General features: G+C 47.2%; 10 protein-coding genes. 8 read left to right on the top strand and 2 right to left on the bottom strand.

Going from position 1 to position 11,665, the window contains the following annotated elements; genetic code table 11:
• Nucleotides 1-189 precede the first annotated feature (189 nt).
• Both creD and Q0256_RS05740 read right to left on the bottom strand, forming a co-directional pair.
• A complete protein-coding gene (creD, locus tag Q0256_RS05745) occupies nucleotides 190-1,584 on the bottom strand; it encodes a cell envelope integrity protein CreD (RefSeq protein WP_297960987.1) in 1,395 nt (464 codons plus the stop codon).
• 362 nt (nucleotides 1,585-1,946) lie between these two features.
• Nucleotides 1,947-4,016, bottom strand: coding sequence for a TonB-dependent receptor (locus Q0256_RS05740; protein WP_297960985.1), 2,070 nt, complete (start codon nucleotides 4,014-4,016; stop codon nucleotides 1,947-1,949).
• Between the two features lie 284 nt (nucleotides 4,017-4,300).
• Between Q0256_RS05740 and exbB the strand changes: the two genes are divergently transcribed.
• From exbB to trpC, 8 genes are all read left to right on the top strand, one after another.
• Nucleotides 4,301-4,720, top strand: a complete 420-nt coding sequence (gene exbB, locus Q0256_RS05735; protein ID WP_040304198.1) for a TonB-system energizer ExbB — start codon at nucleotides 4,301-4,303, stop codon at nucleotides 4,718-4,720.
• Nucleotides 4,721-5,104, top strand: a complete 384-nt coding sequence (exbD, locus tag Q0256_RS05730; protein ID WP_005872149.1) for a TonB system transport protein ExbD — start codon at nucleotides 4,721-4,723, stop codon at nucleotides 5,102-5,104.
• Nucleotides 5,101-5,955 carry an energy transducer TonB gene (locus Q0256_RS05725; RefSeq protein ID WP_297960982.1) on the top strand — a complete coding sequence of 285 codons (855 nt, stop codon included), beginning with the start codon at nucleotides 5,101-5,103 and terminating at the stop codon, nucleotides 5,953-5,955. Before exbD ends, Q0256_RS05725 begins: the two co-directional genes overlap by 4 nt.
• 343 nt (nucleotides 5,956-6,298) lie before the next feature.
• Entirely contained in the window at nucleotides 6,299-7,246 is a 948-nt protein-coding gene (locus Q0256_RS05720; RefSeq protein WP_297897124.1) for an NAD(P)-binding domain-containing protein, read from the top strand.
• Nucleotides 7,243-8,484, top strand: a complete 1,242-nt coding sequence (locus Q0256_RS05715; RefSeq protein WP_297960979.1) for a methyltransferase — start codon at nucleotides 7,243-7,245, stop codon at nucleotides 8,482-8,484. The genes Q0256_RS05720 and Q0256_RS05715 overlap by 4 nt, the downstream gene beginning before the upstream one ends.
• Nucleotides 8,477-8,848 carry a YkgJ family cysteine cluster protein gene (locus Q0256_RS05710; RefSeq protein ID WP_297960976.1) on the top strand — a complete coding sequence of 124 codons (372 nt, stop codon included), beginning with the start codon at nucleotides 8,477-8,479 and terminating at the stop codon, nucleotides 8,846-8,848. The genes Q0256_RS05715 and Q0256_RS05710 overlap by 8 nt, the downstream gene beginning before the upstream one ends.
• Nucleotides 8,815-10,632, top strand: a complete 1,818-nt coding sequence (locus Q0256_RS05705) for a hypothetical protein (protein WP_297960973.1) — start codon at nucleotides 8,815-8,817, stop codon at nucleotides 10,630-10,632. The genes Q0256_RS05710 and Q0256_RS05705 overlap by 34 nt, the downstream gene beginning before the upstream one ends.
• Nucleotides 10,633-10,634: 2 nt before the next feature.
• Nucleotides 10,635-11,435 (top strand): indole-3-glycerol phosphate synthase TrpC, encoded by an 801-nt coding sequence (gene trpC / locus Q0256_RS05700; protein ID WP_297960970.1) that lies wholly within the window; start codon nucleotides 10,635-10,637, stop codon nucleotides 11,433-11,435.
• Nucleotides 11,436-11,665 lie beyond the last annotated feature (230 nt).

Genomic DNA, 11,665 nt, shown 5'->3' with positions numbered 1-11,665 from the left:
ACTCCCGCTCGCAGGGCAAAATTTTAAAATGCGCCGTTCGGCTCGGTCGCGGTTTGTCTGCCGCGGCGGGTAAAATTTTAAATAGATGAAATTTTGGCAGTTGAAATTTAGCGAGCAAATTTAAAATGGCCTTTGGATTTTAAAGCTCCAAAGGCCGTTGCGATTAAATTTGGTGGTAAATTTAAAAGGCTAAATTTCGGGCTCTTGTTCCTGTTTTTTCTCGCCGCTTGGGATCGCCGTGTCGTACCAGTCGAGCTTGCGCGTAAAATACATAACGAGCGAAATCACCGCAAAGATCATCAGACTTCCCATCAATAGGGCGTAGTCTTCGGAATTTAAGATGACATAGAGGATCGCATATGAAACGAGCTGAACGCAGGTGATGAAAATGCCCCAGCGCGCGCCTTTGAAAATCGCGCTCGCGTAGAAAAATACTATCGCGCTTACCGCGATCGCCGAGATAGCGTAGCTGATCGCAAAGCCCATATGCTCGGAAAGCGAAAGCACCAGCAGGTAGAAAACGACGTCCTCAAGCCCTATTAATAGGTATTGGATCGGATGGATGCGCTCGTGAGTATAAACCTCGCACAAAAAGATCGCTAAAAACGGCACCGCTAAGAATAACAGCGCGTAATCCGTGCAGCGCTTAATCAACGAGTAGTTGTTCACGGGCTCGATGAAGCCGATGCTTACGGCGTCATTTCTATCGTCGTTGCTGCGCCAGTTTGTCATAGCGACGCGGTCATCTTGATCTGCAAGCCACGCAGGAGCAATGCCTGCGGCTAAGCCTGTAACTTCCCACGAAGCTTTAAAGCCGTTAGCGCTTACCTCGCGCGATTTGGCGATAAAGCCGCCGCCAAAGCTAGGCGATGCCCAAGTAGAGCTAATTTCAAAACGGCTATTTTGCGCGATCGGAGCTAGATGAAGTGCCTCGCCGCCTTGGATTTTAAGCGTACCGCTGATGCTAAAATCAGACGACAGCGCGGAAGCGGGGAGCTTGTAGATTAGGCTTCGATCGAAAATTTTAGCTTCGGTGTTGCCGTGATATTGCTTAAGCTCCTTGCCGTTTAAGCTTAAAGCGGGGGAGGCGGTGAAGGATTTTTGATCGCCGACTCCAAGCACCAGCACGGCTTCGTCGAAATTTAGCCGCGCAGGATCGACGCCGAGCTCGGTATAGTTTATCGCCTCAAAGTCCGCCTTAAGCGCAAAGTCGCCGTTATATATCGGAACGCGAAAAATCCCGCGCTTTAGATAGGTGGGGTCGATCTCCGCCGCGAGGGAGTAGTTTTTAGGCACGATGATGAAATTTTTCTCTACGCGCCTTTTTACGAGCTCGTTGTTGCTTTTGTCTATCGCTTCGATTATCTCTGCGTAGGGCACTACGATCGCAAGGCCCTGGATTTGCAGCTCGCCGCCCACTGGCGTGAGGATCGAATCCTGCGCGAGCTGCTTGGTTTCGGAGCGGGAGTAGGTGAGGTTATCAATAAAGCTTAGCGGAATTAGCAGCAGCAAAAGCAGCACTAAAACTATGAACGGTTTCGTCCAAAACGCCCCGCGAATGGCGTTTTTAGTAGAATTTAACAAAGGCTCTCCTTTTAAGTAGAATTTAAAACAGAATTTTAACGATGAAGAGTAAACGGACGGCGCTTGAAGCGGGAGGAATTTTATAAATTCTAAACGAACTTCGGATGTGAAGCGCTGCGGATATCGCTTTGAATTTTTGGAATTCCGCTGCACGCTAGAATTCCATTGCGAATGAGAATTTTAATATTTGCAAGAATTTTATGAGAAAATTTCTGTTAGTAGAATTTAAAAGCTTGAAATTCAAAGCCCTTGGAATTTCAAATTTCCAAAGCTCTAGGAACTTTGAAATTCCAAAGGTTTTGAATTTTTAAAATTTCGCCGCTTTAGCGTGCAAAATTTCGTGCGATCATCTCGCGTAAGCTTTAAAATTTATACGCCACGCTTAGCTTGAAATTTCGTCCCGGCTCCCAGTCGATAGCGTTTGAATCTCCGGTGAAATCGGCGCTGCGCTGCGAGTGCGATGCGTAGGCTTTATCAAAGAGATTGTAAACGCCCGCGTTGATCTCAAGCCCTTTAAATCGCCCGCTATCCGGAGCGTAGGTCACATATAGATCGTGAACCGCGTAGCTAGGCACTTTTGTTTTTTCGTCGCTATTTGCGGAGGCTACGTTTTTGGAGTCGAAAAAGAGCAAGTTATAGCCCAGCAGTAGATCCGCCGCAGAGATTGCGTACTCGGCATTGAAGGTGTATTTATCGCCATAGTCGCGGTAGCCGATGATGTTTGAGCTTAGATAGCCCGAGCCGCTGCGCACGCGGTCTTTATATTCTACGTGCTGGTGGGTGTAACCCGCAGCAAGGCTCAAATCATCTAATATTAATCTTGCGAAAAGCTCGACGCCGTCAATGTCCGCACCGCCTGCGTTAGCCCTGCATAAAGTATTTGCTGCGCCTCCCGGGCAGCCGATAACGCCGCTGCGAGCGTTGTTATCTACGATGAGATTTTTATATTCCGTTCTGAAATACTTCGCAGTTAGGCTTACCGAGGAATTCTCTCCTAGCTCGCTTTTGTAGCGACCGCCTATTTCGTAGGCGTTACCAGTAGTGGCCTTTAAATTTTCGTTAGCCATCCAGCTTAGCGGTCTGCCACGGCTAGTGCCCGCAGCCATCATGCTCTCCATTACGTCAGGTCCTCTAAATACCCGCGCATAGCTCGCAAACGCTCCAAATCCCGCGCCGATCTCGTAATCAAGCGCCAAGGCGGGGCTTACTTCGTTGAATTTATATTTGTAGCTAGAGATATTAGCACCTCTGCCGTTGTAAGTCTTTAGCTCGTGCCTTTCGTAGCGCACGCCGGGAGTTATCGTAAGCCCGCCGTAGCGCATAGCATCCTCGATATAAAAGCTATAATTATCGACCTTCTCGGGGCGTAGATTGCCGGGCTTGACGTAGTTTTCGGAGCGGTAGTAATCAAAGCCGTAGCGCAGCGTATGAGCCAGATCGCCCGTTTCAAATTTACTCTTAGCGCCGATTTTGCCGCCTTTGGTCTCGACGCCCCATTTTACGTTCGTCGAAGTCGATCCGATGCGTTGATGCTTTGTGTAGTATCCAGTGATGTCGAGTTCTAGCAGGTCGCTTGGATTATACGTGTATTTGATCGTGTGTGTATCGCGCTCGTATTTGCGGTTATCCAGCTGCCCGTTTAGCCATGAGCCGAATTCCGGTCGCAGCGGATAGAGACCTTTATACTGCATATGCTCGGTAGAGAGCGAAATTTTATGAAAATCCAAAAAGCTATAGCCCGCTTTTAATAAATAATTTATATCGTTGCCGTCGCCGCCCGTAGGCTTGCCGTTGCCAGATTCGCCGAAGCCGTATCCGTAGTGCTTAAACGCAGCAAGCATATCTAGGCTATCAAACGCCCTGCCGTAGAGCATCGCGCTTTGCGAGTAGCCCTCGTTATTGCTCGTATAGCCCACTTTGAGCTTCGCGCCGATATCCTGTCCGTCCTCAAGCAAATCAGAAGCGTCCACAGTCTTAAAAGCTACCGAGCCGCCCAAGGCGCCCGAGCCGTTCACGACCGAGCGCGCGCCTACATCGACCTCTACGGCTTTGATAAGATCCGGATCGATTAGTAAATCGGCGTTGTGATGAAAGGTATTGCCGTTTTGCTTCGCGCCGTCAATCGTGATATTTAGACCGCGATCGCTCACGCCGCGCATATAAATTTTTTGATTCATGCCGTTGGTGCCGCCCACATACACGCCCGGAATATCGCGAAATACGTCTTTGACGAGCGTGGCGTTACGGGTGTTGATTTTGACATCATCCACGGTGCTAGGCGTGCTAGAATCGCTAGTAACTTCGATTACGCCTAGGCTTTGCGTATTTGAATCCTTGCTTTTGGATGCGTCCGTAGCGCTTGATTTCTCGTCTGCTTGTGCGCTTAAGCAAAGAACCGCGCACAAAGACAAAGCCAGATGAAATTTTTTCATACGAAACTCCTAAATGATAATAAGATTAAAAAACGGCAAATAATATAAAATTAATCCTTTATTTTATATTAATTATCAAGACATTTTAAAATCATTAGAATTATATCGCCGAATGCTTTATTATCATTAAATAAAGCTAAATGATAAAATATAATTTAAATATCGATCATCAAAATTTTAGTAAAAATTAAATCTACTTTTGATAAAATCGCTCATTTTTTGGCAAGGCGATTTGCTGAATTTATAAAAATTTTTAAAATTTTTAAGGAGAGCTTATGGGCATTATGGAATTTTTGGCGCATTACGTGGATTACATTATCTTTGCGATCCTCGGATTTATGAGCTTTTTAGTCGTGTGGTTTACTATCGAAAGGCTGCTTTTTTATTCGAAGGTTAAGGCGAGCGATTACAAAAGCAAGGCGCTATATGAAGAGGCTCTGACAAAAAATTTAACGACACTTTATATTGTTTATTCAAATGCTCCGTACATCGGTCTTTTAGGCACTGTCATCGGCATTATGATCACATTTTTTGATATGAGTACTGCAAGCGGTATCGATACCAAGGCTATCATGCAAGGTCTTTCGCTCGCGCTTAAAGCTACTGCTACCGGTCTAGTCGTTGCCGTACCTACTCTCATCATCTACAATGGCTTTGTCCGCAAGGTAGATGTGCTTCTAAACCGCTACGATGAGGTTAAATAAATGAGCATTCCTAGACGAGACGGGCTAAATATCGTCCCGTTCATCGACATTATGCTGGTACTACTAGCGATTGTGCTTAGTGTCTCGACTTTTATCGCGCAGGGGCATATTAAGGTAAATCTTCCATCTTCTTCAAGCTCGCAAAATCCGCAAGAGGATAAAAAAGTTACCATCAAAGTAGATAGCGAATCTAAAATTTATCTAGATGATGTCGCAATAAGCGAGGATGAGCTTGAGAAAAAAATTGCCGCGCTCGATAAAAATGATCTTGTCGTGTTGAAAAACGATAAGGACTCGAAATTTTCCTCTTTCATTTCGATCATGGATGTCCTAAAAAAGGCGGGCCATGAAAAATTCGCGATCGTGACCGAAAAAGAGCAATGAATAAAGATAGCGCAGTAGGTTTTATCGTATCTTTGGTGCTGCATTGCATCATCGCTGTGGGTGTTTTTGCTCTTTTATCGTCGGCACCGAAGCCGCCTAGCATGCCCGATATGATAGCTTTTTCCATCGATAGCATAATGGATGAGGCCAAGCAGGGCGATATCTCCGATGAGCCCAATATCCCGCCTCCTTCCGATCAGTCCGAACCGGATCCTGAGCCCGAGCCCATTCCGCCGGAGCCTGAACCTGAACCCGAACCGGAGCCAACTCCACCTGAGCCAGAGCCAATACCGGAGCCCGAGCCGATTCCTGAACCGGAGCCTATACCAGAGCCTGTAGTCGAAAAACCAAAACCGGTCGAAAAGCCTAAGCCAAAGCCGGTAGAAAAACCAAAACCGGTCGAAAAACCTAAGCCGAAAAAAGAGCATAAAGTTCAAAGCAGCGATAGGAATTTAACGGCGAAGTTTGATCCGACAAAGCCTATTTCGCTGGGTAGCGGCGGGGGCGGCGGCTCCAGTAGCGCAGGTGGCGGTAGCGACGCTATAACAAGCCGCGGCGATCCTAGCAATAGCGATGTCGGCAAGAAAATTTTCGCCATCATTTCGCGCTACGCGCAGTCGCACTACCCTAAAAATGCGCAACGTATGCGTAAAATCGGCGTTGTAGGCGTGCACTTTACATATACGGCAAGCGGAGATGTTAAGGGTCTTCGCGTTACGTCTTCTTCGAATGTCGATTCGCTTGATGAGGGTGCATTAAGCGCAGTCGAGCGCACAAAAGGTAGCTTTCCAAAGGTCGAGAAAGATATGGAATTTAACTTTAGCATAAAGTATACGCTAAATTTCAACTAGCCTTAAAGCTTCTACTAAAACTTCTGCCTGAGCGGTAAAATTTTAAAATTTTACCGCCCTTGCCGCTTTATCTTAGCTCGCAAAATTCCATCTTGGCAAAGTGAAATTTTAAAATTTACTGCTTTTGCTGCCGCTTTTGCCGCGCTAGTTTTTACAAACGGATTGGCGCCGTGAAATTTAAAATTTAAACGGAGAAAATTATGTCTTTTCAAATTTAGCCAAGCACGCATCTTAAAGCGTTAAAATTTTAAATTTAAACTGCGAAATTGCTAGGAAATTCCACTGATTTTAATGGAATTTTTACTATAATTTTGTATGAAATTTAAAAGATTAAAGGAAATTTATGATAGACGTTTACGACTTGGCGGTGATCGGCGGCGGTCCTTGCGGCATCGCTTCCGTAGTAGAAGCCAAAAGAAACGGGCTTGCGCATGTGCTTCTGCTTGAAAAAGGCGACAACCACTCTCAAACGATTAGGCAGTTTTACAAAGATAAAAAGCGCGTCGATAAAGAATATAAGGGCTTTGACAGCGAGACGCGCGGCTCTATTTCGTTTGAAACCGGCACGAAAGAGAGCGTGCTAAATTATTTCGACGAGCTCTTAGATAGCGACGAAATCGATACGAATTTCAAAAGTGAGGTCGAAAAGATCGAAAAGCACGCAGATGAGTTTTATATCACGACTAGCTCGGCTGGATACCGCGCGCGCAACGTCATCGTCGCAATTGGCAGGATGGGCAAGCCTAATAAGCCCGCTTATAAAATTCCGCCTTCGATCACGCAACGCGTAAATTTCAATCTAGATAAATGCACGATTAATGAAAAAATTCTAGTCGTCGGAGGCGGTAACTCAGCCGCCGAATACGCTATAGCGCTATGCAAGACCAATGTCGTGACGCTTTGCTATCGCAAGCCTAAATTTACCCGCCTAAACGAGACGAACGAAAGCGACGTAATGCGCGAGACCAAATACGGCAACATTATCTTGCGTTTAGGCATCGATATAGAGGCTCTTGAGAATGAAAACGGCAAGGTGCTGGTAAAATTTGATAATGGCACCGAGCTCGTATTTGACCGCGTGATCTATGCGATCGGCGGCACGAGCCCGATTGATTTTCTTAAAAAATGCGGCATCGCTTACGATGAAAACGGCGTGCCGATCGTGGATGAAAATCTCCAGACTGCCACTAGCGGGCTTTACGTGGGCGGAGATCTCATCAGCAGAAGCGGCGGATCGATCGTGGTGGCGATAAATCACGCCCATACCATCATCAAAAACATCCGCAGATGAGGCTTTATCAGCCTAAAAAGGGTTATCGCTACACGAGCGATACGATTTTTTTGTGGAATTTTATAAGAAGCTCAGGCGTACGTCAAGCTGACGCAGCATCGCAAAATGGCTCTTGGGCGCTGGGCTGTGGTGCGGAATTTAAAGACGCGACAGATGGAGGCTTTAATGCGCAGTTTTGCGCTTCGGATTGCGCAGGCGGTGAGGCGAAATTTTGCGCCGAGGATTGCGCTTTTAGTAAAGAAGAGTCGTATGCCGCTAGCCATAGCGCGAGGAATGATCGCGATTTTGGATATAAGGGTTGCGCCGAATTCCGGGCGGAATTTAAAAAGGAATTTCAAGCGGGATTTCAGGAGAAATTTCAAAGCGAGCACTGCAAAAATTACGATTTCCAAAGCGACGAAGCCTGGCATGCTTTAAAGCCTGACATTGCAAGCGGTGAAAATTTTAAACTTTGTGGCGAGCAAATCGCGCAGCCTTTAGAATCTCAAAAGACGCACGATAAAAATTACGCGAGCAAATTTAAAGACACCAAGGAGCGCACGGATTTTGCTACGGAGTGCTTGCGTGACGACGGGTTTGCCGATTGCGATGAGCGTAGCTTAAAAGGCGCGCTAAATCCGCGAGCGATATACGGCGACGTGCTGGATGTGGGTGCAGGATGTGGAATTTTAGGGCTTTTGCTAAAGCGCGATTTTGAGAGTATTAATCTAAGCTTGCTAGAAATCCAAGAGCGAAATTTAGAAATCTTAAGGCTGAATTCTTTGCAAAACGATCTGCCTGCCGAGATTTTGCACGCGGATTTTGCGGAGTTTAAAAGCGAGAAGCGTTTTGACTTTATCGTCTCAAATCCGCCCTTTTATCGAGAGCGCATTTCGCTTAGCAAAGAGCCTCATATGGCGCTTAGTAAGAGCGCAGCAAGCCTTAGCCTACGGGATTTCGTGCGATCTGCGAATGCTCATCTTAAGCCTGGCGGTACGCTTATTTTTTGCTACGAGGCGGGTAAGCTAGCTAAAATTTGCGAGCTTTTAGGCGAGTTTAGGCTAAATTTGACGAGGCTTGGTTTTGTCTATCCCGACATTTCAAAGCCCGCTAAGCTCGCGCTTTTGCAGGCTCGTAAGAACTCGCGCTCGCCCTGTGAGATCGTCCTTCCGATCTATGCTAGCGCGCACGGAAAGCGCACCGCACAAGCCCACGCGATCTATAAAAGCGCGGATTTAACGAGCGTGGATTATGAGTGAGTTCGGCTTTAGCTTCGATGCGAGCGCGTGTGAGCGCTGCGGCGGCAAGTGCTGCACCGGAGAGAGCGGCTACATCTGGATAGATGAGAGCGAGATTGCGGCGTTGGCGGTAAAATTTAAAATTTCGCCCGCAAGGCTTAAAGAAATTTATTTACAAAAAATAGGCGCTAGATTTAGCGTAAAAGAAAAGCCCTTTGAAGGTGGCTTAGCGTGCGTGTTTTTTGACGAAGCGCAGCGAAACTGCGGGATTTACGAGCTGCGTCCGAAGCAGTGTCGTAGCTTTCCGTTTTGGGAGTATTTTAAAACGCATACTAAAGAATTGGAGGAAGAATGTATCGGGGTAAGGTTTTTGGCGGAATTTTAATCGCGGCGATGATTTTAGCGCCACAGTATCTAAGTGCGGAGAGTGGGACGAATGCTGCAGCGGCGAAGCAGTCCGTTACGGATAAAAAGGCGTCTGATCAGAATTCTAGCATTGGCACAAAAAAGGGTGCAAAAGATGCAATTAAAAAGAGCTTGATAAATCGCGGCGTAAGCGCCAAAAATATAACCAAAGAAAAGCTAAATCACGCGATGCGAGCGCAAGAGGACGCCGAGCTAAATTTCGATTTGCTTACGGCTTTGGAGCTACTGCATAAAGATCCCGTAGCATCGATGTTTTTATACGAAAAGGCATACAATAAAACGGGCTCGTCCGTTTATCTGTTAGAGGCGCTAAAGACCGCTTTTGCGATCAAAGATCGTAAAAATACGGCGCGCTATTTAAAGCTCGGCGAAAAGAGCCTAAGCTCAGACTCTGAGTATCTGCGAGTAAAAATCGGCTACTACTTAGGCATTAAAGATAATCTAAATGCCAATACCGCTGCTCTTAAGCTAGTCACCGTAGATCCCGTTTCGCGAAGTTACGCGATCTTAGCGGCGACATATTATGCGATGGAGAATTTTACTTTAGCCAAAACCTACTTTGAAAAAGCCTATGAGCTAGACAAAACCGACGAAAATCTCATCAGATTATGCGATGTGTTGCTAAATAAACTCGATGATTCGGACGGAGCGATCCGCATCATCGAGACGCACAGGCGCATCTACGGCTGCGCCCAGGGTATGGCGTGCGAGCTGCTAGCTGATGTGTATCGCGCGAATAAGCGCTATTTGGATGTCGCTAAGATCGATGAGGCGCTGTATGAAGCCAAAGGGGATAATAAATTCTTAGACGATATGATAGCGATTTATTACTACTCAAACGACTTTGATAAAATAATCGAGCTTTTGAAGAAATACGACTACAAGCGCGAGCTTCTAATCGATGCCTACGCGCATAAAAAAGACTATAAAACTGCAATTAAAATGGCACGCGATGAGTTTATGAAGACCAAAAATTACGACTTTTTGGCGATCGAGGCGATCTACGAATATGAAAGTGCGGGCAAAAATGTAGATACCAAAACCTTATCTAGCGTAGTGGCAAAATTTGAAAATATCGCGCCGCAGCTTAAAGACCCCGTGCACCTAAACTACTACGGCTACATCCTAATAGATCATGATTTGGACGTTCGCAAGGGCATCGAGCTCGTCCGCCGCGCCCTGCAAAAAGACCCCGACTCGCCGTATTATCTGGACTCGCTTGCTTGGGGATACTACAAGCTTGGCGAGTGCGACAAGGCTAAAAATGAAATGGCTAAAATCAAAGACGCAGAATTTTTTAATTCCCCTGAAGGCAAAGAGCATTTAGAGGCGATCGATGCGTGCGCCGCAGGCACAGGCGTAGCGCCGCAGAATTCCATATCGCAAAACCCCGCTACGATAAAAGGCTCCGCGCCGAAAGATCAGGCGCCGCAAAGCCCGGCAATAAAAACCCCTGCACCTGATTCCATAAAATCTACGGCGCCCGAAAGCTCTGCGTTAGATTCCGCGCGTCCGAGCTCCGCTGCAACGCGTGATTTAACGTCAAAAGACTCTGATTTGCAAAATTCTGCTGGGTCTGCAAATTCCGCGGCGTCTGAAAATTTAGCGACGCCCATAAATCCTGCCACGCAGAATTCTGCCTCGTCAAGACAAAATTCCGTATCGAGGCAGGATTTTATGCCAGAGCAAAATTCTACGTCGAAAGAGCCTACCGGCTCTAAAATCCAGACACCAAAGCAGTAGCGATGATTTTAGACGAAATTTTAAAGCGTACTCGCGAAGATCTCGCACTTCGCAAAGAAAAGCTGCCCGAGGATCTGCTCGGCCGCTCGCTAAGCGCCAATCCCTATGAGCCGCGTGACGTCATAAGCGCGCTTAGAAGCGATGAGAAGGACCCGCTTCGCATCATTGCCGAGATCAAAAAGGCAAGCCCGAGCAAGGGGATCATCCGCGAGAATTTTGAGCCGCTAAGCCTTGCGGTGGAGTACGAAAATGCAGGCGCTAGCGCCTTTTCGGTGCTTACCGAGCCGCATTATTTCAGAGGCGATTTGGAGTTCATCCCGCAGATCCGCCGCTATACCCGCACGCCCATTTTGCGCAAGGATTTCATCGTTGATCGCTATCAGATCCTCGAGGCGCTGGTTTACGGCGCGGATTTTATCCTGCTGATTGCCAAAGCTCTGGAAGGCAAACAGCTAAGAGAGCTGCTCGAGTTTGCCCGCAGGCTGGGGCTTCGGGCGCTGTGCGAGATCCACGATAAGGACGATCTGAAAAAGGCGGTCTTTGCGGGGGCTGATATTATCGGCATCAACCATCGAAATTTAGAGACTTTCGAGGTCGATACGAGCCTGAGCGAGCGGCTAATCCCGCTGATTCCAAACGGCAAGATCATCGTCGCCGAAAGCGGCCTGCACTCGCACGAGCAGCTTAAAAGCTTGCACGAGGCGGGCGTCGATGCGTTTTTGATCGGCGAGCATTTTATGCGCCAAAATGACGTCGGCGCGGCACTGCGCGAGATAAAGCTCGGCGCGGGCGGCAAAATTTAAATTCGGCTCGTTTGATCGCGCAAGATCAGATCGGAACTAGAAGTTAAATTTAGCGAAGAGAGCGAAATTTTAAGGCAGTAAATTTTAAAATTCGTAAAATTCGGCTGACTTTAAAATTTAGCAGTTCTTTAAATTTAGCGGTTGCGACGGGATCTAATATTGCACGCTGCGCAAGTATCCGCGCTACGCTTTAGCGCCGCGAGTTTGTTACCGCGCACCGTGCGAGCGGC

This window comes from uncultured Campylobacter sp., from assembly GCF_937949835.1.
Lineage (GTDB): Bacteria > Campylobacterota > Campylobacteria > Campylobacterales > Campylobacteraceae > Campylobacter_B.
Note: the sequence above shows the minus strand (reverse complement) of the source record. Positions and strands in the feature narration are given on the sequence as shown.

Coding starts and splice junctions, on each gene's coding strand:
- Q0256_RS05705 (WP_297960973.1), top strand. CDS start 8,815: ATGTATCGGGGTAAGGTTTTTGGCGGAATTTTAATCGCGGCGATGATT.
- Q0256_RS05715 (WP_297960979.1), top strand. CDS start 7,243: ATGAGGCTTTATCAGCCTAAAAAGGGTTATCGCTACACGAGCGATACG.
- exbB (WP_040304198.1), top strand. CDS start 4,301: ATGGAATTTTTGGCGCATTACGTGGATTACATTATCTTTGCGATCCTC.
- Q0256_RS05740 (WP_297960985.1), bottom strand. CDS start 4,016: ATGAAAAAATTTCATCTGGCTTTGTCTTTGTGCGCGGTTCTTTGCTTA.
- Q0256_RS05725 (WP_297960982.1), top strand. CDS start 5,101: ATGAATAAAGATAGCGCAGTAGGTTTTATCGTATCTTTGGTGCTGCAT.
- exbD (WP_005872149.1), top strand. CDS start 4,721: ATGAGCATTCCTAGACGAGACGGGCTAAATATCGTCCCGTTCATCGAC.
- Q0256_RS05710 (WP_297960976.1), top strand. CDS start 8,477: ATGAGTGAGTTCGGCTTTAGCTTCGATGCGAGCGCGTGTGAGCGCTGC.
- trpC (WP_297960970.1), top strand. CDS start 10,635: ATGATTTTAGACGAAATTTTAAAGCGTACTCGCGAAGATCTCGCACTT.
- Q0256_RS05720 (WP_297897124.1), top strand. CDS start 6,299: ATGATAGACGTTTACGACTTGGCGGTGATCGGCGGCGGTCCTTGCGGC.